The sequence below is a fragment of the Kitasatospora sp. NPDC090091 genome (assembly GCF_044747365.1).
Classification (GTDB): domain Bacteria; phylum Actinomycetota; class Actinomycetes; order Streptomycetales; family Streptomycetaceae; genus Kitasatospora.
Genome location: NZ_JBIVDY010000029.1, coordinates 53,710 through 76,516, shown reverse-complemented (window position 1 = coordinate 76,516; position 22,807 = coordinate 53,710). Strand labels below are relative to the sequence as shown.

Below are 22,807 nucleotides of genomic sequence, written 5' to 3'. Positions count from 1 at the left end.
GCGGTGGTGTAAACAGGGGCCTGATGGGCGCTCTCGATGAACCACTGACCAAGCTCGTCGGCGACCGCACCGCGAAGGTGCTCGCCGACAGCCTCAAGCTGCGCACGGTCGGCGACCTGCTGCACCACTATCCGCGCCGCTACGTCGAACGCGGCCAGCTCACCAGCCTGGACGAGCTGGAGATCGACGAGCACGTCACCGTGCTCGCCCGGATCGAGAAGGTCACCCTGATCCCGTTCCGCGGGCGCAAGGGCGACCGCCTGGAGGTCGTCGTCACCGACGGCCGCAGCCGGCTCTCGCTGGTCTTCTTCAACCAGGGCTGGCGGCAGAAGGAGCTGAAGGCGGGCGCCCAGGGCCTGTTCGCCGGCAAGGTCGGCGTCTTCAACCGGAGCCGCCAGCTCGTCTCGCCGGACTACCAGCTGCTCGACGAGGACGCCGGCTCCGACGCCGCCCGGCAGTTCGCCGGCCGGCTCATCCCGGTGTACGGCGCCAGCGCCCAGATGCCCAGCTGGAAGCTGTCCATCTGCATCGAGACCGCGCTCACCAAGCACCTGGCCGACGTCGGCGAGCCGCTGCCCGCGGAACTGCGCGAGCGGCACGACCTGATCCCGCTGCCCGAGGCGCTGGAGCTGATCCACCGGCCGCGCAGCCAGGCCGACCGCGAGCGGGCCCAGAGCCGGCTCCGCTGGGACGAGGCCTTCGTCCTCCAGGTCGCCCTAGCCCGGCGTCGGGCGGCCGATTCCGCCCTTCCCGCCGTCCCGCGCAGGCCGTGCGCGGACGGCCTGCTGGACGCCTTCGACGCCCGGCTCCCGTTCACCCTCACCGAGGGCCAGCAGAAGGTCTCCGCCGAGATCGCCGCCGACCTGGCGAGCGAGCACCCGATGCACCGGCTGCTCCAGGGCGAGGTCGGCTCCGGGAAGACGCTCGTCGCGCTGCGGGCCATGCTGGCCGTGGTCGACGCGGGCGGCCAGGCCGTGCTGCTGGCACCCACCGAGGTCCTCGCGCAGCAGCACCACCGCTCGATCGTCGAGATGATGGGCGACCTCGCCGAGGGCGGCATGCTCGGCGGCTCGGACCTCGGCACCCGGGTCGTGCTGCTGACCGGCTCGATGGGCGTGCCGGCCCGCCGCCAGGCGCTGCTCGACATGGCCTGCGGCGACGCCGGCATCGCGATCGGCACCCATGCGCTGATCGAGGACAAGGTGCAGTTCCAGGACCTCGGCCTGGTCGTGGTGGACGAGCAGCACCGCTTCGGCGTCGAGCAGCGGGACGCGCTGCGGGCCAAGGGCGAACAGCCGCCGCACCTGCTGGTGATGACGGCCACCCCGATCCCGCGCACGGTCGCGATGACGGTCTTCGGGGACTTGGAGACGTCCGTGCTGGACCAGCTGCCGGCCGGCCGCTCGCCGATCTCCACGCACGTCGTCCCGGCCGTGGAGAAGCCCAACTTCCTGGCCCGGGCCTGGGAGCGGGTCCGCGAGGAGGTGGCCAAGGGCCACCAGGCGTACGTGGTCTGTCCCCGGATCGGGGACGAGGAGCCCGCCGAGCCGAAGAAGCGGCGCAGGGCCGCCGAGGAGGACCTGGAGGACGTCGCGGACGCCGGCGCCGACAGCGACGAGCGCCGGCCCCCGCTCTCCGTCGTGGAGACCGCCGAGATGCTGGTGAAGGGCCCGTTGGCCGGGCTGCGGGTGGAGATCCTGCACGGCCGGCTCGCCCCGGACGCCAAGGACGAGGTGATGCGCCGGTTCGCCGCCGGCGAGGTCGACGTGCTGGTCGCCACCACGGTGATCGAGGTCGGTGTCAACGTGCCGAACTCCACCGCCATGGTGATCATGGATGCCGACCGCTTCGGCGTCTCCCAGCTGCACCAGCTGCGCGGCCGGGTCGGGCGCGGCAGCGCGCCCGGCCTCTGCCTGCTGGTCAGCGACATGCCCGCGGCCAGCGCGGCCCGGGCCCGGCTGGACGCGGTGGCCGGCACCCTGGACGGCTTCGCGCTCTCCCGGATCGACCTCGAACAGCGCCGCGAGGGCGACGTGCTGGGCCAGGCGCAGTCCGGGGTGAAGTCCTCGCTGAAGGTGCTCTCCGTGCTGGAGGACGAGGAGGTCATCGTGACCGCGCGCGCCGAGGCCACCCGGCTGGTCGCCGAGGACCCGGACCTGGACGCCCACCCGGAGCTGCGCACCGCGCTGGAGAGCCTGCTCGACGCGGACCGTGCGGCCTACATGGAGAAGGGCTGAGGGCGGGCGCACGGGCCGCCGGAATGTCAGACCCCCGGGAGAGAATGTAGTTGTTCGGGACGCACCCTCAAGGTGCGTACCCGGCACGACATTTGGGGGTCCTGCCATGGCATTCCGTCATCTCAACGAGCTCCCGCTGGGCGACAAGGTCTTCCGGATCGAACTCGCCAGCGACGACGACCGCGAGGTCACCCTCACCCTGACCGGCTGGCGCGAGGGGGAGGCCGCCGCGCCCCTCGCCTCGGGCAAGCTCCGCCTGCCGGTCGAGGACGTCGCCTCGCTGCGGATCGCGCTGAACCGCGCGCTCCGGGCCCTGGCCATCGTCGCCGACGTCTCCGAGCCCATCCCCGACCGCGACGTGCTGCGCGAGCTCTACCCCGGCCACGGCGCCCCCTGGGTGCCGCAGCACGAGGAGGAGCTGGTCCGGCGGTTCCACGACGGCGAGACCATCGCCCGGATCGCCGCCCGCTTCGGCCGCACGCCCGACTCCGTCCGCACCAAGCTGCGCGAGCTCGGGCACGACCCGCGCCGCCCCGAGTTCTGCCCGCCCGACGGCTGCCTCTCCTGGTCCCGCTACGCCTCGCCGGCGCTCCTCGGTGCGGCGATCCCGGCCCAGTCCGCGGGGGCGGACGCCGGCTGAGCCGCCGGCCCCGCACGGCCCGCAAGCCCCGCCACAGCCCCGCCGGTCCGTCCGGCGGGGCTGTGCGCCGTCAGGGGCCCGGGGGAGCCCACCTGCGGCCGGGGCGGGATAGCGTGGTCGCGCAGCGACGAAAGGACCTCCCACCACCATGACCCGCGTCATCGCCGGGGCGGCCGGCGGCCGCCGGCTGGCCGTACCGCCCGGCCGGGGCACCCGCCCGACCTCCGACAAGGCCCGCGAGGCGATGTTCTCCACCCTGGAGTCGCTGCGCGGCACCCTGCACGGGGCCCGGATGCTGGACCTGTTCGGCGGGTCCGGCGCGGTCGGCCTGGAGGCGCTGTCCCGCGGGGCCGAGCACGTCCTGCTGGTCGAGGCGGACGCCCAGGCGGCCCGGGTGATCCGGGAGAACGTCCGGATCGTCGACCTGCCCGGGGCGCTGGTGAAGGCGGCCCGGGCCGAGAAGGTGATCGCCGGGCCCGCCCCGGAGGCCCCGTACGACCTGGTCTTCCTCGATCCGCCGTACGTCGTCACCGATGACGAGGTGCGCGAGATGCTGATCACACTGTCGGCGGGGGGCTGGCTCGCGGACGACGCACTCGTCACCGTGGAGCGCAGCACCCGCGGCGGTGAGTTCGGCTGGCCGGACGGCTTCGAGGTGCTGCGCTCCCGCCGCTACGGCGAGGGCACCCTCTGGTACGGTCGCGCCGCCGCCGAGACCCGCCACCACCCCTAGCGGGCCGAGGAGGCCCGCAGCACCCGTCACCCACGAGGGAGCATCACGCCATGCGCCGCGCCGTCTGCCCCGGTTCGTTCGACCCGATCACCAACGGTCACCTCGACATCATCGAGCGGGCCTCGAAGCTGTACGACGTGGTGCACGTCGCGGTCGCGGTCAACCGGAACAAGCAGGGCATGTTCACCATCGACGAGCGGATCGCCCTGATCGAGGAGGTCACGGCGCCCTACGGGAACATCGTGGTCGAGTCGCACCTCGGCCTGCTGGTGGACTTCTGCCGGGACCGCGGCATCCCGGCGATCGTCAAGGGGCTGCGCGCCGTCAGCGACTTCGACTACGAGCTGCAGATGGCCCAGATGAACCACGGCCTGACCGGCGTCGAGACGCTCTTCGTGCCCACCTCGCCGACGTACAGCTTCCTGTCCTCCACGCTGGTCAAGGAGGTCGCCTCGTACGGGGGCGACGTCTCGCACCTGCTGCCCGAGGTGGTGCACCGCCGGCTGGTCGAGCGGATCGCGGAGCGTAAGGCGCAGCAGTAGGCACCTCCGCCCGCCGGGCGCCCGGCGGTGGTCCGTTTCTGCCGGTTCGTCACCACTTGTCCCGGGCCCGGGCGGGCGTCGGGGGCCGGTCGTTGTGACCTCGGCCCGGAGTGGCCGTACAGTCTGTAGTCCTGCCCTGCGGTGAGTTCCACCGTGTCGGGCCTGCCTCCGCCGGAGCGTCGGCGGCACACGGAAAGACGGAGTCCCGTGGACGTGCAGAACAAGGTCGACGAGATCGTCGCGGCCGTCGAGAACGCCCGCTCGATGCCCATGTCGGCCTCCTGCGTGGTGAACCGGGCCGAGCTGGTCGGCCTGCTCCAGGAGCTCAGGGAGGCGCTGCCCGCCGAGCTGGCCCAGGCCCAGTCGGTGATGGCCGACCACGAGCAGGTGGTGGCCGACGCCCAGGCCGAGGCCGACCGGATCATCCACGGTGCGCACACCGAGCGCGGTTCGCTGATCTCCGACACCGAGGTGGTCCGCCGGGCCCAGTCCGAGGCCGACCGGATCCTCGCCGAGGCCCGCGCCGAGGTCGACACCAAGCGCGCCGAGGCCGACGACTACGTGGACAGCAAGCTGGCCAACTTCGAGGTCGTGCTCACCAAGACGCTCGGTGCGGTCGGCCGCGGCCGGACCAAGCTGCGCGGCGACTCCAGCGTCTTCGAGGCCGACTTCGAGGGCGAGACCGACGGCGAGGAGTTCCGGCCGCAGCGGATCAGCCCGAGCCCGGAGGTCGACGAGTACGTCGATGTGAAGCTCGCCACCCTGGAGAACGTGCTCAGCGCGACCCTGGAGGCGGTCGGCAAGGGCCGGGACAAGCTGCTCGGCAAGCGCCCGATCGACGAGCTGGGCGCCTACCTGGCCGCCGCCGACCAGGCCCAGCAGGCCAAGGACCGCGCCGAGGCGGTCGCGGCGGGCTTCGCCACCGACGAGGACGGCGAGGAGGTGCCGTGGTACCGCGAGGAGGTGCCGCAGCAGCAGACCTGGCCCGAGCAGACCCCGGCCGCGGCCGGCTGGCAGCAGCCCGGCGTCGACCAGTACGGGGCCACGCAGCAGCCCGGCGGCCAGTACGCCGAGGTGTACGGCGGCGGCTTCGACCCGGCCGGCCAGGCCGACCCGTACGGCGCGCAGTACGGCTACCCGCAGCAGCAGCCGCAGCAGGGCTACCAGGACGGCGGCCAGCAGGGCGGCTACGGCTACCCGCAGCCCCAGCAGGGCTACCAGGCGCAGCAGCAGTACGACGAGTGGGGCCACCCCCGTCCGGAGGCCGGTGGGGGCTACCCGCAGCAGCCGGCCCTCCCGCCGGCCGTGCCGCACCAGCAGGCCGGCCTGGACGAGACCAGCTTCTTCGACACCAGCATGATCGACATGACCAGGCTGCGGGAGCTCGGCGGCCGCTGACGGGCGTGCTCCGCCGGGGCCGATCGGGGCCGAAGTTGGGCCTGGCCGGAGACTCCGGTAGTCTGACCACTCCGGCCTCTCCGTGTCGGGCCGTCGGTCTGCCCGCGCATCGTCCGGCGAGCAGTGCCGCGCATCAGTTTTCTCAGGAAGTCAGGACACCTTGAACCGCCTCGACCACCGCGACCCCCTCGTGTTCGACACGCACGAGCTGGGACGTCGCCCGGGCTCGCTGCGCAAGGTGTCCCGCACCCTGGAGGCCCCCGAGGGCCTCGGGATCATCGATGTGATCGGCGTCCCGGAGAACAGCGAGATCCGGCTGGACCTCCGCCTGGAGTCGGTGGTGGAGGGCGTGCTGGTGACCGGCACCGCCGAGACCCACGTCGAGGGCGAGTGTGTACGGTGCCTGGAGCCCGTCGACTTCGACGTCGACGTGGACTTCCAGGAGCTGTACTACTACCCGGAGTCCGACGAGCGCCATCGCGCCCGGACCGCCGGGACCGAGGACCTCGACGAGGACTCGGAGGAAGAGACTTACCGTCTGGAGGGCGACTTCTTCGACCTCCGGCCGGTGCTGCGTGACGCGGTGGTGCTCGCACTGCCGCTGCAGCCGGTGTGCCAGGAAGACTGCCTGGGCCTGTGCTCCGAGTGCGGAGCGCGCCTGAGCGACGACCCGGCACACCACCACGACGCCGTCGACCCCCGGTGGGCGGCTCTGCAGGGACTCTCCGCCGACCACGGCGACGAGGCCCGCGGCGACGTCGCTGATCGGCGGCGGGGAATCAAGAACAGCGACACCCGTGAGGGTCTCGCCGAGAACCAGGAGAAGTAGCCGTGGCTGTTCCGAAGCGGAAGATGTCGCGCAGCAACACGCGCCACCGCCGTTCCAACTGGAAGGCCGTCGTTCCGGCCCTCGTGGCGTGCGACCGCTGCCACGAGCCGAAGCTCGGCCACATCGCGTGCCCGAGCTGCGGCACGTACAACCGTCGCCAGGTCCTCTCGGTCTGATCGGCGGGGTGTACGGATCGATGTCGGACGGTAACTCCTCCCGCAAGGCGGCCACCGCCTCGAAGGCTACTTCGGGCGGCGGAAAGGCCGGCGGGCCGGCTTCGACCGAATACGACGTCCTGGAAGGGCGCCTCGGGTACGTACTCGAGCGCGCCCTTCTGGTACGCGCCCTGACCCACCGCTCGTACGCGTACGAGAACGGGGGGCTGCCCACCAACGAGCGCCTGGAGTTCCTCGGCGACTCGGTGCTGGGCCTGGTGGTGACCGACACCCTCTACCGCGTCCACCCGGACGTCCCGGAGGGCACGCTCGCCAAGCTGCGCGCCGCGGTGGTCAACTCGCGTGCGCTGGCCGACGTCGGCCGCGGTCTGGACCTCGGCTCGTTCATCCGCCTCGGCAAGGGCGAGGAGGGCACCGGCGGCCGCGACAAGTCGTCGATCCTCGCCGACACCGTCGAGGCCGTGATCGGGGCCATCTACCTGGACCAGGGCCTGGAGGCGGCGACCGAGTTCGTCCACCGCCTGTTCGACCCGCTGATCGAGGAGTCCTCTCAGCTGGGCGCCGGCCTGGACTGGAAGACCAGCCTCCAGGAGCTCACCGCCTCGGTGGGCATCGGGGTGCCGGAGTACGTGGTCGAGGAGTCCGGACCGGACCACGAGAAGACCTTCACCGCGGCGGCCCGGGTGGCCGGCGAGGACTTCGGCAGCGGCGTCGGCCGCTCGAAGAAGGAAGCCGAGCAGAAGGCCGCCGAGAGCGCCTGGCGGGCGATCAAGGAGAAGTACGCCGACCGCCTGCCCAGCGGCGCCGCCTGAGCGCGCAGTACCCTTCCTCCTGCCCGTTCCCGCGCGCCGGAAGGCTGTCGAGGTGCCTGAACTCCCCGAGGTAGAGGTCGTCCGCCGTGGCCTGGCCAACTGGGTCGCCGGACGGACGGTGGCCGGCGTCGACGTGCTGCACCCGCGTGCGGTGCGCCGCCAGCCGGCCGGGGCGGCGGACTTCGCCGCCCGGCTCACCGGCACCGTGCTCGGCCCCGCCCAGCGCCGCGGCAAGTACCTCTGGCTGCCGCTGGCCGGCTCCGGGGCCGGCTTCTCGCTGATCGGCCACCTCGGGATGAGCGGCCAGCTCCTCGTGCAGGACCCCTCGGTACCGGACGAGACCCACCTGCGGGTGCGGCTGCGGTTCACCGACGGCGGGCGCGAACTGCGCTTCGTCGACCAGCGGACCTTCGGCGGCCTGGCGGTCGAGGAGGCCGAGCCGGACGACCCCGAGGGCACGCCGGTCTCCATCGCGCACATCGCCCGCGACCCGCTCGACCGGCGCTTCGACGACGCCGCGTTCGTGAACGCGCTGCGGGCGAGGCGCACCACGGTCAAGCGGGCCCTGCTGGACCAGACCCTGATCAGCGGCGTGGGCAACATCTACGCGGACGAGGCGCTCTGGCGCTCCCGGCTGCACTACGACCGCCCGACCTCCTCGCTCACCCGCCCGCAGGTGGCCCTGCTGCTGGCCGGGGCCCGGGACGTGATGACCGAGGCCCTGGCCGTCGGCGGCACCAGTTTCGACAGTCTCTACGTCAACGTGAACGGCGAGAGCGGCTACTTCTCCCGCGACCTGGACGCCTACGGCCGGGAGGCGGAGCCGTGCCGCCGCTGCGGCACGGCGATCCGGCGGGTCGCCTGGATGAACCGCTCCAGCTACTTCTGCCCCCGCTGCCAGCGCGTCCCACGCGCCCGCAACGGGGGCTAGCTGCTACGCGCCCGCTCGCCTCCGGGGCGCTCAGACCCGGTGCCGACGGTCGGCGCTCCAACGCCGCTCTCCCCCAGCCTCCGGCCGGGGGTGCCCCCATCTCACGGCGTCCTCGCTTCTTCCTTTCGGCACCGGCGCGCCCCTTCGGCTAGGGGCGGGTGCTCAGCGCTTCGTGAGTTCGGGCTCGGACGGGGTGACGGGTTCGGCCGCGCCGTGGGTGTCCTGGCCGAAGTAGGCGACGCCCACCGCCGAGACGACGGCGAGCAGGAAGCCGGCCACGCCGAGCCAGGCCAGGCCGTCCTTGGAGCTGTCCCCGAGCCACAGCACGCCGACCGCGCCGGGCAGCACCGTCTCGCCGACCACCAGGGCGGCGGTGGCCCCGTTCACCGAGCCGATCTGCAGCGCGACGGTGTGCACGTACATGCCGCCGAGGCCGCCGACCAGGATCGCGTACAGCGCCGGGTCGGAGAGCAGCGCGCCGAGCTCGAACGGCTCGATGCCGTTGAGGATGCGCACGCCGACGCCGAGCGCGCCGAAGCCGAGGCCGGAGAGCAGACCGGCGAGGATCGCCCCGTTGGCGCCCATCCGCCGTACCAGCAGAGTGCCGCCGACCAGCAGCACGGTGGTGGCCAGCAGCAGCCACCAGTGGAAGGACATGTCCGCGTGGTGGCCGCCCTCCGGGCCGGCCGAGACGGCGAGCAGCACCAGCGCCGAGCAGAGCACGCCGATCGAGGCCCACTCCAGCTGCTTGAGCCGGATGCCGAGCAGCTTGATGCTGAGCACCGCGGTGATCACCAGGTTGGCGCTGATGATGGTCTGCGAGAGGAACAGCGGCAGCATGCGCGCGGCCACCGCGCCGAGCCCGAAGGCGATGAAGTCGAGCACCGTGCCGAGGATGAACTCCCAGGTGACGGCGGCCTTCGCGGTGGATGCGAGGCTGGGCCCGCCGTGCTCGGTGGTGCCGGCCGAGGCGTTCCCGGCGGCGGCCTCCTCCCGGGCGGAGCGACGTGATCCGACGGCCTGCAGGACCGAACCGGTGCCGTAGCAGGCGGAGGCCGCCACGGCGGTGACGAGGCCGATGAACACCCAGTGCTCCGATCGAGAGAGAAGGTCAGGACGAGAAGGTCAAGAGAAGGTCATGGGAACCAGGCCCGGCCACCACTATGCCTGGTCGCGGGGTACGGTCGGAGCGCCCCCGCGTCCTGCCCGGCCCCCGTCGGGACGTACGTCCGGGCCGGCGGCCGGGTTCCCGCGGCGGGCGGGGTTCAGGGGCGGCCGGGCAAACATCATCCCCGAGGAGGGGGCGGCCCCCGGCGGACGATGGGGTCGGTTCCGGGAAGTGGTACACGAGCGGTATGCCCTGCCGGGACGCCGCCGGCGGTAGCGTCGATGGCATGAGAACCCTTGCTCCACGACGTTCCCGGAGCGCCGGGCCGCTGGCACTGGTGGCGGCGCTGCTGGGGCTGCTGCTCCTGCTGGCCCCCGCGGCCTCCGCGGCCGGCGGGTTGGACGACGCGGCCGCCTCGCTCAAGCAGGGCCGGGTGTACGTCGACCCGGCGATGGCGGGCCGGTTCAGCCAGGGCCAGGCCGACGCCCTGACCGAGAAGATCCGCAAGGCGGACAAGCCGATCTTCATCGCGGTGGTCCCGGCCGCCGATCCGTACGGCCCCACGACGGTCTTCAACGACCTGCGCACCAAGGTCGGCATCACCGGTACCTACGGCATCTGGCGCGGCGACCAGTTCCAGGCCCGCTCGGACAAGGCGGCGCTGCCGAGCCAGAGCGCCGAGCGGATCGCCGGCGCGTCCTTCCGCTCGCACCCCGGCGACATCGACGCCGTCCTGAACGACTTCGTCGACACCGCCGCACCGCAGGTCAAGGGCCACGGGGTGGACAGCTCCGCGGGCGGCGTCTCCGCCGCTGCGATCGTCGTCCCGCTGGCCCTGCTGGCGCTGGCCGGCGCGGGCGTGTTCCTGCTGTTCCGCCGGTCCAAGAAGCGCAAGGAGGAGCAGCGCCGGGCCGAGCTGGAGCAGCTGCGCCGGGTGGTGGACGAGGACATCACGGCCTTCGGCGAGGAGCTCGACCGGCTCGACTTCGACCCGGGCGCCGCGGACGCCGACGACGTCCAGCGCGCCGACTACTCGCACGCCCTCGACTCCTACGAGCGGGCCAAGCGGAGCATGGACGGGGCGAAGGGCCCGGAGGACGTCAAGCCGGTCACCGAGGCGCTGGAGGACGGCCGCTTCGCGCTGGCCACGCTGGCCGCCCGGCGGGAGGGCAAGCCGCTGCCGGACCGGCGCCCGCCGTGTTTCTTCGACCCCCGGCACGGTCCGTCGGTGCAGGACGCCGACTGGGCTCCGGCCGGCGGCGCCGTGCGCACCGTCCCGGTCTGCCGGGCCGACGCGGACCGGCTGGCGACCGGCCAGGACCCGGACATCCGGACCGTCCCGACCGAGCACGGCCCTCAGCCGTACTGGAACGCCGGCCCGGCGTACGGCCCGTGGGCTGGCGGGTACTTCGGCGGCTACGGCGGCGGCCTGCTGCCCGGCCTGCTGGTGGGCACCGCGCTCGGCTCGATGATGGGCTCCCCGGCGTACGCGGCCCCGGGCGACGTCGGCGGTGACTACGACGGTGGCGACTACTCCGGCGCCGACTACGACTCCTCCGACTTCGGCGGTGGGTTCGGTGGCGGCGGGGACTTCGGCGGTGGCGGCGACTTCGGTGGTGGTGGGGACTTCGGCGGAGGGTTCTGACCGGCCGCCGGACCGGCCCCGCGGCGCCCGCCCGGCACCCACCGGGCGGGCGCCGTCGCGTCCGCGGCCGGCCGGACGATGCGTTTGAGAATGCGACCCTGTGTGGCAGGCTGGCGCCGTGACCTCCAGCACGCCCCCGGCCCGGTCCGCCCCGCCCGCACTCCCCGGGCGGCCCTGCTCGATCGCCGCCGCACTCCACGTGGTGGGCGAGAAGTGGGCCCTGCTCGCCGTCCGCGAGCTGTTCTACGGCAACCACCGCTTCGACCGGATCGCCCGCAACACCGGTGCGCCGCGCGACCGGCTCACCGCCCGGCTGCGGGCGCTGGAGGAGGCCGGGGTGGTCGAGCGCCGCGCGTACAGCGAGCGGCCGCCGCGCTACGAGTACCACCTCACCGAGGCCGGCCGGGACCTCGCACCGCTCACCCAGGCCCTGTTGGCCTGGGGGGACCGCTGGCAGCTGCCCGAGCACCCGGTCGGTCTCCGGCACGAGCCCGAGGGCCACGAGCCGCACCCGTACGACCCGGCGTGGGTCTGCCGCAGCTGCGGCGAGGAGGCGCGGCGCGGGGAGCTGCGGGTCGAGATCCACAGCCCGGGGTGGACCATCGAGGGCCCCGTCGCCGCACCGTGAAGCGGGCCACCCCCGCTGCGGATAGGGTCGGGCCCATGCACGGTCGTGAGGCGCACAGCGATGAACCGGTCCGGGTGACCGCCTGGGTCCGGGGGAAGGTCCAGCAGGTCGGCTTCCGCTGGTGGACCAGGGCGCGGGCGCTGGAGATCGGTCTGACCGGCTACGCGAGCAACCTCGGCGACGGTCGGGTCCAGGTGGTGGCCGAGGGCCTCGCGCTCGACTGCGAGCAGCTGCTGGCCCTGCTGCGCGGCCCCGACACGCCCGGCAGTGTGAGCGGTGTGACCGAGATCTGGACCGCCGTCGGCTCGGGCTACGGGAGTTTCGAGATCCGCTGAGGTACGCCGAGGCCCGCGGAGGCCGGTGTTCACAAGGGTTCGGGCGGATTGCGGACCGGGCGGGCACGAAATGATCGGCAACAGCCGGTGTCATACGGTTGCCATCGGGGCAGACTCGTGGTTGACTCCGCATCGAACGATGATCCACGAGCCCCATGGTGGACCGGCCCGAGGCCGCCCGGCGTGACCACACCGCCAGGCAGGTGACAGGGGCGCGGTAGCGTGCGGTGATCGTGTTGACCCTTTCCGTCTTTGGTGAGACGCTGGAAGCCCGCGCACACGACCGCGTTATTCCGGTAGGCGTATGCCATCGTGAGCCCAGCTCACGGCGGTTGCGCTGTAGTGCCCAGCCAGTACTGCCGGTTGGCGCCGCGCGTGCGTCCCCCTTCCCCCTAGACCTGTACCGTTCCGGTTCGGTCACTCAGCGTGGAGGACCATTCATCATGGCAAAGGCGCTTCTCGGGTACGTCGGCGGCCCCGACCCGCGAATGCTCTCCGAGATGCGACGGCTTCAGCGGCGCGTCCAGGACCTCGAAGCGGAGCTCCTTCGGATGCAGGCTGAGAACGACGCGCTCACCGCTGTCGCTGACGAGCACTCGCTGCTCAACAGCATCGATCTGGACCAGCGGGAGCCGGCTCTCACCTGAGTCCCGCCCGGTCACCGAAGATCGACGCCGTTGTGCACTGAGCCGCCCCGCTAGGGACGCAGCTTGCAAGGGACGCCTCGTGGCGTCCCTTCGTCGTGTCCGGAGGCGTTCGCGCCGGTCACGGCCGGATACAGTCGCCGCAGGGGCCCTGGGAGGTCGAGGGCTCCGGCGAGCGAAGAGGAGTCCGGCCCGTGCACCTGAAGAGCCTGACCCTGCGCGGGTTCAAGTCCTTCGCCTCCGCCACCACCCTGCGGTTCGAGCCCGGCATCACCTGTGTGGTGGGGCCCAACGGCTCCGGCAAGTCCAATGTGGTGGACGCGCTCTCCTGGGTCATGGGGGAGCAGGGTGCCAAGTCGCTGCGCGGCGGCAAGATGGAGGACGTCATCTTCGCCGGCACCAGCGGGCGCGCCCCGCTCGGCCGCGCCGAGGTCAGCCTCACCATCGACAACTCCGACGGCGCGCTGCCGATCGAGTACGCCGAGGTGACCATCACCCGGACCATGTTCCGCAACGGCGGCAGTGAGTACGCGCTCAACGGCGACACCTGCCGGCTCCTGGACATCCAGGAGCTGCTCTCCGACTCCGGCATCGGCCGTGAGATGCACGTCATCGTCGGCCAGGGGCAGCTCGACTCCGTCCTGCACGCCGACCCGATGGGCCGCCGCGCCTTCATCGAGGAGGCCGCCGGCGTCCTCAAGCACCGCAAGCGCAAGGAGAAGGCGCTGCGGAAGCTGGACGCGATGCAGGTCAACCTCAACCGCGTCCAGGACCTGGTGGCCGAACTGCGCCGCCAACTCGGCCCGCTCGGCCGGCAGGCGAAGATCGCCCGGCGCGCCGCCGGCATCCAGGCCGACCTGCGCGACGCCCGGCTGCGCCTGCTCGCCGACGACCTCCTCACCCTGCGCAGGGCCGTCGAGGCCGAGGTCGCCGACGAGCTGGCGCTGAAGCTGCGCCGCTCCACCGTCGAGCAGGAGCTGGCCCGCGCGATCCAGCGCGAGGCCGTCCTGGAGGCGCAGGTCCAGCAGCTCGGGCCGGGCCTGGAAGCGGCCCGGCAGACCTGGTACCGGCTCTCCGCCCTGGCCGAGCGCACCCGCGGCACCGTCGGCCTGGCCGAGGCGCGGGCCCGGCACGCGGCCGCCGGCGGACAGGCCGAGGAGCGGCGCGGGCGGGATCCGGAGGAGCTGGAGCGGGAGGCCGAGCAGGTCCGGGAGGAGGAGGCCGCGCTGGCCGAGGCGCTGGAGGAGGCCCAGTACGCGCTGGCCGAGGCGGTCGAGACCCGGGGTGAGCTGGAGCGCGCGCTCGCCGCGGAGGAGCGGCGGCTCAAGGACGCCGCCCGGGCGATCGCGGACCGCCGCGAGGGCCTGGCCCGCCTCCAGGGGCAGGCCGCTGCCGCGCGCTCCAAGGCGGCCGCGGCCGAGGCCGAGATCGGCCGGCTCGCCGAGGCCCGGGACGAGGCGGTGCTGCGCGCCGGGGCCGCCCGGCAGGAGTACGAGGAGCTGCGCGAGCAGGTCGGCGGCTCGGCCGGGGACGACGAGCGGGCCGATGCCGCGCACGAGGCCGCCCGGGAGCGCCTGGCCGCCGTCGAGAAGGACCTCGCCGCCGCCCGGGAGGAGGCCGGCGCTGCCGAGCGCGAGCGGGCCGGGCTGACCGCGCGGCACGAGGCACTGGCGCTGGGGCTGCGCCGCAAGGACGGCACCGGGGCCCTGCTGGCGGCCGGCGACCGGCTGGCCGGCCTGCTCGGCCCGGCCGCGGCGCTGCTGCGGATCGCCCCCGGCCACGAGATCGCCCTCGCGGCGGCGTTCGGCGCGGCCGCCGACGCGGTGGCGGTCGACTCGCCCGGCACCGCCGCCGAGGCGCTGCGCCTGCTGCGCAAGGAGGACGCCGGCCGGGCCGCCCTGCTGATCGCCGGCGCGCCCGAACCGTCGGCCCCGGCCGGGCAGTTGCCGGCCGGAGCCCGTTGGGCGGCCGAACTGGTGGACGGACCGGCCGAGTTGCGGCCGGCTGTGCGGGCACTGCTGGCCGGCGTCGCGGTGGTCGGCTCCCTCGACGAGGCGGTGGCGGTGGTGGCCGGCCAGCCCGACCTGACCGCGGTCACCGCCGAGGGCGATCGGCTCGGCGCGGGCTTCGCGCACGGCGGCGCGGGCGGCGCACCGAGCCTGCTGGAGACCCAGGCGGCGGTCGACGACACCGCCCGCGCGATCGGACAACTGGCCGGGCGGTGCGCCGAGTCGGCCGAGCGGCTGGCCGAACTCACCGAGCTGCGCCGGGAGTCGGCGGCCGAGCTGGAGCAACTGGGCGCCGACCGGCGGCAGGCGGAGAGGCAGCGGGCCGAGGTCGCCGGTGCGCTCGGCCGGCTCGGCGGGCAGTCCCGGGCCGCCGCCGGCGAGGCCGAACGCCTCACCGCGGCCGCCGCCCGGGCCGAGGAGGGCCTGGCCCAGCTGCTGGCCGCCGCCGAGGAGCTGGCCGAGCGGCTCGCGGTCGCCGAGGAGTCGGCGGAGGAGGGCGAGGACGAGCCGGACCCGGCCGAGCAGCAGCGGCTGGCCGGCGCCGCCACCGCCGCCCGGCAGGGCGAGCTGGAGGCACGGCTCGCCGTGCGCACCCACGAGGAGCGGGTCCGCGCGCTGAGCGGCCGCGCGGACCAGCTGGACCGGGCCGCCCGGGCCGAGCGCGAGGCCCGGACCCGGGCCGCCGAGCGCCGCCGGCGGGCCGAGCACGACGCCCGGGTGGCGAACGCCGTCGCGGCGGGGGCCCGGCAGCTGCTCGCCTGTCTGGAGGTGTCGCTCGCCCGCGCGGACGCCGGCCGGGCCGCCGTCGAGCAGGCGCGCGCCGAGCGCGAGACGGAGCTGAAGGAACACCGCGAACACGGCCGCGAGCTCAAGTCGGAGCTGGACAAGCTGGTCGACGCCGGGCACCGGGACGAAGTGCTGCGGGCCGAGAAGCGGCTGCGGATCGAGCAGCTGGAGTCGCGGGCCCTGGAGGAGTTCGGCATCGAGGGCGGCGAGCTGCTCGCCTCGTACGGCCCGGACCGGCTCGTCCCGCCGTCGCCCGCGGCGTCGGCCGGCGACGGCGCCGCCGAGGACGGCCGGGAGGCCGGCGAGCCGCGCCCGTACGACCGGGCCGAGCAGGAGAAGCGGCTGAGGGCGGCCGAGAAGGCCTTCCAGCAGCTCGGCAAGGTGAACCCGCTGGCCCTGGAGGAGTTCGCGGCGCTGGAGGAACGGCACCGGTTCCTCGGCGAGCAGCTGGACGACCTCAAGCGGAGCCGCCGCGACCTGCTGGACATCGTCAAGGACGTGGACGAGCGGGTCGAGCAGTTGTTCACCTCGGCGTTCCACGACACCGCGGCCCAGTTCGAGGGCGTCTTCGCACGGCTGTTCCCGGGCGGGGAGGGTCGGCTGGTGCTGACCGACCCGGCGTCCATGCTGACCACCGGCGTCGAGGTGGAGGCCCGCCCGCCGGGCAAGAAGGTCAAGCGGCTCTCGTTGCTCTCCGGCGGCGAGCGCTCGCTGACCGCGGTGGCGCTGCTGGTGTCGATCTTCAAGGCCCGGCCCAGCCCGTTCTACGTCATGGACGAGGTGGAGGCGGCGCTCGACGAGACCAACCTGCGCCGACTGGTCGCGATCATGGAGGAGCTGCGGGAGAGCTCCCAGTTGATCGTGATCACCCACCAGAAGCTCACCATGGAGTCCGCCGACGCCCTGTACGGCGTGACCATGAAGGGTGACGGCATCTCCCAGGTGATCAGCCAGCGCCTGCGGCAGGGCGGGGCCGACCGTCCGGGGAGCGCAGCGGGCCGGCATCGGACCCCCGGAGCGGCCCGGGGCGGATCGGTGTAGCCCGGCTGCGGTTCATCCGGAGCCCCGTCACGGATACTGGGTTCCGTTATGGAATACGTGATTCTTGCCGTAGTCATCGCCGTGGTCGCCATTGCCGCGATCGCCGGCCTCGTCGTTTCCGGCAGACGACGCCAGCAGCTGCCCCCGAAGTCGCAGGCGCCGGTCATCACGGCGCCCAAGCCCACCCCGAGCGAGCCCCAGGTCGGCGAGGAGGCCGCGCCGCCGACCGAGGAGCCCCGCCGCACCGTCGAGGAGGTGGAGCTCCCCGAGGCCGAGGCCGTGACCGTCCCCGAGACGGTCGAGGAGGAGGTCCCGGCCCTCGAAGTCCCCGAGCCCACTGCCGGCCGGCTGGTCCGGCTGCGGTCCCGGCTCTCGCGTTCGCAGAACTCGCTCGGCAAGGGCCTGCTCTCGCTGCTCTCCCGGGAGCACCTGGACGAGGACACCTGGGAGGAGATCGAGGAGACCCTGCTCACCGCCGATGTCGGCGTGGCCCCCACCCAGGAGCTGGTCGAGCGGCTCCGCACCCGGGTGAAGGTGCTCGGCACCCGCACCCCGGATGAGCTGCGCGGGCTGCTGCGCGAGGAGCTCGTCGAGCTGATCGGCAAGGACGCCGACCGTACCGTCCACTCCACCAAGCACGCGGAGGGCCCGGCGGTCGTCCTGGTCGTCGGCGTCAACGGCGTCGGCAAGACCACCACCACCGGCAAGCTGGCCCGGGTGCTGGTCGCCGACGGGCGCAAGGTGGTGCTCGGCGCGGCCGACACCTTCCGAGCCGCCGCCGCGGACCAGCTGCAGACCTGGGGCGAGCGGGTCGGCGCGCGGACCGTGCGCGGTCCCGAGGGCGGCGACCCGGCCTCGATCGCGTTCGACGCGGTCAAGGAGGGCATCGCCGAGGGCGCGGACACCGTGCTGGTCGACACCGCCGGCCGGCTGCACACCAAGACCGGCCTGATGGACGAGCTGGGCAAGGTCAAGCGGGTCGTCGAGAAGCACGGCCCGGTGGACGAGGTGCTGCTGGTGCTGGACGCCACCACCGGTCAGAACGGCCTGATCCAGGCCCGGGTCTTCGCCGAGGTGGTCGACATCACCGGCATCGTGCTGACCAAGCTGGACGGTACGGCGAAGGGCGGCATCGTGGTCGCGGTCCAGCGCGAGCTGGGCGTGCCGGTCAAGCTGATCGGTCTCGGCGAGGGCGCGGACGACCTGGCGCCGTTCGAGCCGGGTGCCTTCGTGGACGCGTTGATCGGGGACTGAGCCCCGGCCGTCACCGGTGAAGGGTCCGCTCCGCGAGGGGCGGGCCCTTCGTCGTACCCGCTGCCTCGTGGGAGGAGAGCGGGGGACCCCGCCCCGCGAGCTGCGCCGACGACGTTACGACGCGAGCCAGGCGGGCTCGGCGGTGCGCTCGCGGCCGCGGTGGCAGGCGTAGGCGAGGGTGCCGAGGAGCAGCCGGGCCTCGGGCGGGCAGCCGGCGTTGTCGCGGGTGGGGCGGCGCAGCCAGCTGACCGGGCCGAGGCCGCCGAGCACGGTGGGCGGGGCGGCGACGTAGCTGCCCTCGCCGTGGCAGGTGAGGTCGAGGGCGGCGTCGTCCCAGCCCATCCGGTACAGCAGGTCGGGCAGCCGGCGGGCGGTGCCGGCGGCGACCAGGAACTGCAGCCGCCCGGTGGGTGCGGCCAGCACCGGGCCGACCTGGGTGCCCATCCGCTCCAGCCGGACCAGGGCCTGCAGGCCGGCCTGCTCGGGGACGTCCAGGACGTCGAAGGCGCGACCGGTGGGGAACAGCACCGAGACGTCGGCGCCGGACCGGGCGGCGGGCTCGTCGCCGGGGACCGGGTGCAGGCCGGGGGCGGCGCAGCGGGAGGTGCCGCACCGGCAGCGGGCCGGGTCGCCGGTCGGCGCGGCCGGGGTGCCGACGGCGACCGCCCAGCCCCAGCGGCCGGTGTACTCCGCGGCGGCCTGGGACGCGGTGAGCCGGGTGCGGCGGCGCACCCCCAGCGGGGCCAACCGAAGGTGCCCCAGTCGAAGTTCGCCGAACAGGTTGTCCATGCCTCCCCCAACAGGTTCTCGTTGCCGATGGTTACGGGACGGTGACTTTGTGTTGATTGTCCGTTGCGTGGTGCGTTGTGCGGTGGCGGCGCGCAGCGCGTGGCGTGCGCCTGTTGTGGTGGTGCGCCTCGGGCGCCCCTTGTGGCGGGTGGGGCCGATGCCGGATCGTCGTGTGCGCGAGACGGCCGTCGACCAGGGCGGGCGGCAAACTCGCCTGTGGCTGCCGTGGGTTGCCGTGCCGAGCCGGATGCCGGTGGGGACTTGGCGGCCCGCATATGCCGGGCCGTCGGGACTACCCAGTGAAGCGTGTGCGGACTTGCTTCGGTTCACTCCTGGGGGTGGCGAAAGGTGGCGTTTCGCCAGGGCCGCTCCCCGGGCTGTCGCACGGGGCACTACGTTCAGCACACGGACATCGTCGGAGAGTCCGCTCCGGGCCCAAGGGGGGCGGGAGTTGAGGGAACTGACGGTACGTCCGTGACGATGGCACACCAGTGCGACCAGCGGTTCGGTGTGCGGTTCCGACCGCACCTCAGGTACGGCACGTCTGGCAAGAGCCCGCAACCGTCGGGCGGTCACGATCGGGGCCCCGGAGCAGGGGCCGGGCGGGATGGGGACGTTACCCATGGCAGAGAAGCAACCCAATGAGAAGCTGACCACGTGGTTCACCCGCAGCGGCTGGTCCAAGGGGGAGTTGGCCCGCCAGGTCAACCGCCGGGCCCGTCAGATCGGCGCCCATCACGTCTCGACCGACACTTCGCGGGTGCGCCGCTGGCTGGACGGCGAGCAGCCCCGCGAGCCGATCCCGAAGATCATGTCGGAGCTGTTCTCGGAGCGCTTCGGTTCGGTGGTCTCCATCGAGGACCTCGGGTTGCGGGCCGCCGTCCCGGTCTCCACCGTCGGCGGCGGCGTCGACCTGCCGTGGAGCGCGCCGCAGACCGTCCAGTTGATCAGCGACTACTCACGCAGCGACCTGATGCTCAACCGGCGCGGCTTCCTGGGCACCTCGCTCGCCCTGACGGCCGGCGCCGCGCTGATCGAGCCGATGCAGCGCTGGCTCGCCCCCGGCCCGACCGGCGCGCCCACCCCGATCCTGGCCGCGGCCAACGGCGGCGAGGCGTTCACCGGCCGGCTCTCCGAGCCCGAGCTGGAACTGCTGGAGCAGACCACGGTCATGTTCCGGCAGTGGGACGCCCAGAACGGCGGCGGCCTGCGCCGCAAGGCCGTCGTCGGCCAGCTCCACGAGGTCACCGACCTGCTCCAGGAGACCTACCCCGAGGCGACCACCAAGCGGCTGTTCCGGCTCACCGCCGAGCTCGCCCACCTGGCCGGCTGGATGTCCTACGACGTGGGCATGCACCCGAGCGCGCAGAAGTACTACGTGCTGGCGCTGCACGCGGCCAAGGAGGCCGGCGACCGCCCGTTCGGCGCACTGATCCTCACCGACATGAGCCGCCAGATGATCCACCTGAACCGGGGCGAGGACGCCCTGGAGCTGATCCACCTGGCCCAGTACGGCAGCCGCGACACCGCCACCCCGCGCCAGCAGTCGCTGCTCTACGCGATGGAGGCGCGCGCCTACGCCACCATCGGCGAGGTCAACCGCTGCGCCCGGGCGGTCCGGCTGGCCGAGGACACCTTCACCGACATCCGCGAGGGCGACGGCGACCCGGACTGGCTGAAGTTCTTCTCGCCGGCCGAGCTGAACGCCGAGAACGCGCACTCCTTCCGCGACCTCGCCTACCACTCCGACAACGCCGCGCTGTACGCCTCGATGTCGGCCCCGGTGATGGAGCGCGCGGTCGACCTCTTCCGCCAGGACGGCGACCACGTCCGCTCCTACGCCTTCAACCTGATCGGCATGGCCAGCGTCCACCTGCTGCAGAACGAGGCGGAGCAGGCCGCGGTGATGGCCGAGCAGGCGGTGGACATCGCCGGCAAGGTCCGTTCGGAGCGGCTGAACTCCCGGGTGCGCAAGACCACCGAGGCCGCCGCGGCCCGGTTCAAGGGCGTGGACGCGGTGAACCGGCTCCAGGAGCGGGTGGTCCAGGACATCCCGGAGTACGTCTCGGTGGTCTGATCCCGGCGTTCCCGGCGTTTCCCTTCGGCCCGGCCCGGCCCGGCCCGGCCCTTCCTCTCCGACCCCGCCGACCGTGCCGGCCGCCGCCGCCACGGTCGGCGGCCGTTCCCGGCGGGCTCCCCGTGATGGCCCGCGGCCGCCACGTTCGGTGGCCGGCGCTGCACTCCGCGTGCCGGGCGGCGGAACGGTAACCCATCCGGCGCCCCGGCGTGGCCGTGGTTCACGCAGGTGTAACCCTGCCGTCGCCGCCGTCACGGCCGTGAAACAACGGGCCGCATCGGCGGAAACCAGCCTTCGGCACTCTCCTTCTCATCGCCGACACCCCGGGGTGGCACGGGACAGGTAACCCGGGTGTGGAGCGGCTTCCATTCATGAGGAGACGCCGATGCCGGACGGCTTCAGCGCGGGCGATACCGCCTTCGTGCTCATTTGTGCGGCCCTGGTCATGGTGATGACCCCGGGCCTGGCCTTCTTCTACGGAGGCATGGTCAGGGCGAAGAGCACGCTCAACATGCTGGCGATGAGCTTCCTCTCGCTGGGCATCGTCAGCGTGCTCTGGGTCCTCTACGGGTACTCGCTCAGCTTCGGGCCCGACTCGGGCGCCGGCCTGATCGGCAACCTGGACTACCTGGGGATGCGCGGCATCGGCCTGAACGACCTCTCCGGGACGATCCCGGTGACCGCGTTCTCCGCCTTCCAGCTGATGTTCGCGATCATCACCCCGGCGCTGATCAGCGGCGCCGTCGCGGACCGGGCCAAGTTCACCGCCTGGGGCCTGTTCATCGCCCTCTGGGTGACCGTCGTGTACTTCCCGGTGGCGCACTGGGTCTTCTTCTTCGACGGCGGGAACGGCGGCTGGCTCGGCGACCGCAACGGCGTGATCGACTTCGCCGGCGGCACCGCCGTGCACATCAACGCGGGTGTGGCCGGCCTGGCGCTCTGCCTGGTCCTCGGCAAGCGGGTCGGCTTCAAGAAGGACCCGATGCGCCCGCACAGCCTGCCGCTGGTGATGCTCGGCTCCGGGCTGCTCTGGTTCGGCTGGTTCGGCTTCAACGCCGGCTCGGCGCTGGCCGCCAACGGCGTCGCCGCGATGGCACTGATCAACACCCAGGTCGCCACGGGGGCCGCGCTGGTCGGCTGGCTGATCTACGAGAAGCTCCGGCACGGCGCGTTCACGACGCTGGGCGCCGCCTCCGGCGCGGTGGCCGGCCTGGTCGCGATCACCCCGGCCTGCGGCTCGGTCAGCCCGCTCGGCGCGGTGGCGATCGGCCTGATCGCGGGCGCCGTCTGCGCCGCGGCGATCAGCCTCAAGTACCGCTTCGGCTTCGACGACTCGCTCGACGTGGTCGGCGTGCACGCGGTCGGCGGCGCGATCGGCTCGCTGCTGGTCGGCCTCTTCGCCACCGGCACCGTCGGCCAGACCGCCAAGGGCCTGTTCTACGGCGGCGGCCTGGAGCAGCTCGGCAAGCAGGCGATGGGCGTGGCCGTGGTCGCCGCCTACTCCTTCGTGCTCTCCTGGCTGCTCGCCAAGGCGATCGACAAGACGGTCGGCTTCCGGGTCGCCGAGGAGGTCGAGGTGGCCGGTATCGACCAGGCCGAGCACGCCGAGTCCGCGTACGACTTCAGCGCCGTGGGTGCCGGTCTGGCCCGCGCCGTCGTGGCCCCGGCCGCGGCCGTGGTCGCCGCCCCGACCGCGTCCGTGACCGCCGCCGCCGAGCCCGCCGCCGCTGCCGCCGGCACGGCGAAGGCCGCCGCGAAGAGCACCGCGACCAGCACCGCGAAGAACACCGAGAAGACCGAGGTCGACGCCTGATGAAGCTCATCACCGCAGTCATCAAGCCGCACCGCCTGGACGACGTGAAGGCCGCCCTGCAGGCCTTCGGAGTGCACGGCCTGACCGTCACCGAGGCCAGCGGCTACGGCCGCCAGCGCGGCCACACGGAGGTCTACCGGGGCGCGGAGTACACCGTGGACCTGGTACCCAAGGTCAGAATCGAGGTCCTGGTCGAGGACGACGACGCCGATCAGCTGATCGACGTACTGGTGAAGGCGGCCAGGACCGGCAAGATCGGCGACGGCAAGGTCTGGAGCATCCCGGTCGACACGGCCGTCCGGGTGCGGACCGGTGAGCGCGGCCCCGACGCCCTCTAGCAGCCCCGGGCGCTCCCTCTAGCATCAGCTCGATCGACCCGC

General features: G+C 73.3%; 20 protein-coding genes. 18 read left to right on the top strand and 2 right to left on the bottom strand.

Going from position 1 to position 22,807, the window contains the following annotated elements; translation table 11 throughout:
• Positions 1-23 precede the first annotated feature (23 nt).
• The 9 genes from recG (at position 24) to mutM (ending at position 8,298) form a co-directional block, all read left to right on the top strand.
• Complete coding sequence (gene recG / locus ACIPSC_RS34605; protein WP_400832410.1) at positions 24-2,237, top strand: ATP-dependent DNA helicase RecG; 2,214 nt, start codon at positions 24-26, stop codon at positions 2,235-2,237.
• Positions 2,238-2,343: 106 nt separating this feature from the next.
• Positions 2,344-2,877, top strand: coding sequence for a hypothetical protein (locus ACIPSC_RS34600; RefSeq protein WP_238951361.1), 534 nt, complete (start codon positions 2,344-2,346; stop codon positions 2,875-2,877).
• Between the two features lie 148 nt (positions 2,878-3,025).
• Complete coding sequence (gene rsmD / locus ACIPSC_RS34595; RefSeq protein ID WP_313765663.1) at positions 3,026-3,610, top strand: 16S rRNA (guanine(966)-N(2))-methyltransferase RsmD; 585 nt, start codon at positions 3,026-3,028, stop codon at positions 3,608-3,610.
• 50 nt (positions 3,611-3,660) lie between these two features.
• Positions 3,661-4,152: a pantetheine-phosphate adenylyltransferase gene (coaD, locus tag ACIPSC_RS34590; RefSeq protein ID WP_238951359.1), complete on the top strand. Its 492-nt coding sequence runs from the start codon at positions 3,661-3,663 to the stop codon at positions 4,150-4,152.
• Between the two features lie 207 nt (positions 4,153-4,359).
• Positions 4,360-5,550, top strand: coding sequence for an ATP synthase F0 subunit B (locus ACIPSC_RS34585; RefSeq protein ID WP_400832399.1), 1,191 nt, complete (start codon positions 4,360-4,362; stop codon positions 5,548-5,550).
• A 160-nt stretch (positions 5,551-5,710) separates the two neighbouring features.
• Entirely contained in the window at positions 5,711-6,379 is a 669-nt protein-coding gene (locus tag ACIPSC_RS34580; RefSeq protein WP_400832395.1) for a YceD family protein, read from the top strand.
• A gap of 2 nt (positions 6,380-6,381) precedes the next feature.
• Positions 6,382-6,555 carry a 50S ribosomal protein L32 gene (gene rpmF / locus ACIPSC_RS34575; protein WP_030056747.1) on the top strand — a complete coding sequence of 58 codons (174 nt, stop codon included), beginning with the start codon at positions 6,382-6,384 and terminating at the stop codon, positions 6,553-6,555.
• A 20-nt stretch (positions 6,556-6,575) separates the two neighbouring features.
• Complete coding sequence (gene rnc / locus ACIPSC_RS34570; RefSeq protein WP_238951356.1) at positions 6,576-7,367, top strand: ribonuclease III; 792 nt, start codon at positions 6,576-6,578, stop codon at positions 7,365-7,367.
• A 52-nt stretch (positions 7,368-7,419) separates the two neighbouring features.
• Complete coding sequence (mutM, locus tag ACIPSC_RS34565; protein ID WP_400832386.1) at positions 7,420-8,298, top strand: bifunctional DNA-formamidopyrimidine glycosylase/DNA-(apurinic or apyrimidinic site) lyase; 879 nt, start codon at positions 7,420-7,422, stop codon at positions 8,296-8,298.
• Between the two features lie 162 nt (positions 8,299-8,460).
• Here the strand turns inward: mutM and ACIPSC_RS34560 are convergent, their stop codons facing one another.
• The gene (locus tag ACIPSC_RS34560; protein ID WP_400832381.1) at positions 8,461-9,384 is read right to left on the bottom strand and encodes a hypothetical protein; all 924 of its coding nucleotides are present in this window, start codon (positions 9,382-9,384) and stop codon (positions 8,461-8,463) included.
• Between the two features lie 308 nt (positions 9,385-9,692).
• Here ACIPSC_RS34560 and ACIPSC_RS34555 point away from each other — a divergent pair, with 308 nt between their 5' ends.
• The 6 genes from ACIPSC_RS34555 to ftsY all read left to right on the top strand — a co-directional run bounded on the left by ACIPSC_RS34555 (position 9,693) and on the right by ftsY (position 17,748).
• A complete protein-coding gene (locus ACIPSC_RS34555) occupies positions 9,693-11,051 on the top strand; it encodes a hypothetical protein (protein WP_400832375.1) in 1,359 nt (452 codons plus the stop codon).
• A gap of 118 nt (positions 11,052-11,169) precedes the next feature.
• Complete coding sequence (locus ACIPSC_RS34550) at positions 11,170-11,679, top strand: winged helix-turn-helix transcriptional regulator (protein WP_400832372.1); 510 nt, start codon at positions 11,170-11,172, stop codon at positions 11,677-11,679.
• A gap of 35 nt (positions 11,680-11,714) precedes the next feature.
• Positions 11,715-12,014 carry an acylphosphatase gene (locus tag ACIPSC_RS34545; protein WP_400832369.1) on the top strand — a complete coding sequence of 100 codons (300 nt, stop codon included), beginning with the start codon at positions 11,715-11,717 and terminating at the stop codon, positions 12,012-12,014.
• Between the two features lie 443 nt (positions 12,015-12,457).
• The gene (locus tag ACIPSC_RS34540; RefSeq protein WP_238951350.1) at positions 12,458-12,661 is read left to right on the top strand and encodes a hypothetical protein; all 204 of its coding nucleotides are present in this window, start codon (positions 12,458-12,460) and stop codon (positions 12,659-12,661) included.
• Positions 12,662-12,852: 191 nt separating this feature from the next.
• Positions 12,853-16,494 (top strand): chromosome segregation protein SMC, encoded by a 3,642-nt coding sequence (gene smc / locus ACIPSC_RS34535; RefSeq protein ID WP_400832361.1) that lies wholly within the window; start codon positions 12,853-12,855, stop codon positions 16,492-16,494.
• A gap of 48 nt (positions 16,495-16,542) precedes the next feature.
• Positions 16,543-17,748, top strand: a complete 1,206-nt coding sequence (gene ftsY / locus ACIPSC_RS34530; protein WP_400832359.1) for a signal recognition particle-docking protein FtsY — start codon at positions 16,543-16,545, stop codon at positions 17,746-17,748.
• A 114-nt stretch (positions 17,749-17,862) separates the two neighbouring features.
• Here the strand turns inward: ftsY and ACIPSC_RS34525 are convergent, their stop codons facing one another.
• Positions 17,863-18,537, bottom strand: coding sequence for a bifunctional DNA primase/polymerase (locus ACIPSC_RS34525; RefSeq protein ID WP_400832356.1), 675 nt, complete (start codon positions 18,535-18,537; stop codon positions 17,863-17,865).
• Between the two features lie 622 nt (positions 18,538-19,159).
• Between ACIPSC_RS34525 and ACIPSC_RS34520 the strand changes: the two genes are divergently transcribed.
• The 3 genes from ACIPSC_RS34520 (at position 19,160) to ACIPSC_RS34510 (ending at position 22,765) form a co-directional block, all read left to right on the top strand.
• The gene (locus ACIPSC_RS34520) at positions 19,160-20,614 is read left to right on the top strand and encodes a hypothetical protein (RefSeq protein ID WP_400832353.1); all 1,455 of its coding nucleotides are present in this window, start codon (positions 19,160-19,162) and stop codon (positions 20,612-20,614) included.
• 385 nt (positions 20,615-20,999) lie between these two features.
• Entirely contained in the window at positions 21,000-22,427 is a 1,428-nt protein-coding gene (locus ACIPSC_RS34515; RefSeq protein WP_400832350.1) for an ammonium transporter, read from the top strand.
• Positions 22,427-22,765 (top strand): P-II family nitrogen regulator, encoded by a 339-nt coding sequence (locus ACIPSC_RS34510; RefSeq protein WP_360193156.1) that lies wholly within the window; start codon positions 22,427-22,429, stop codon positions 22,763-22,765. The genes ACIPSC_RS34515 and ACIPSC_RS34510 overlap by 1 nt, the downstream gene beginning before the upstream one ends.
• Positions 22,766-22,807 lie beyond the last annotated feature (42 nt).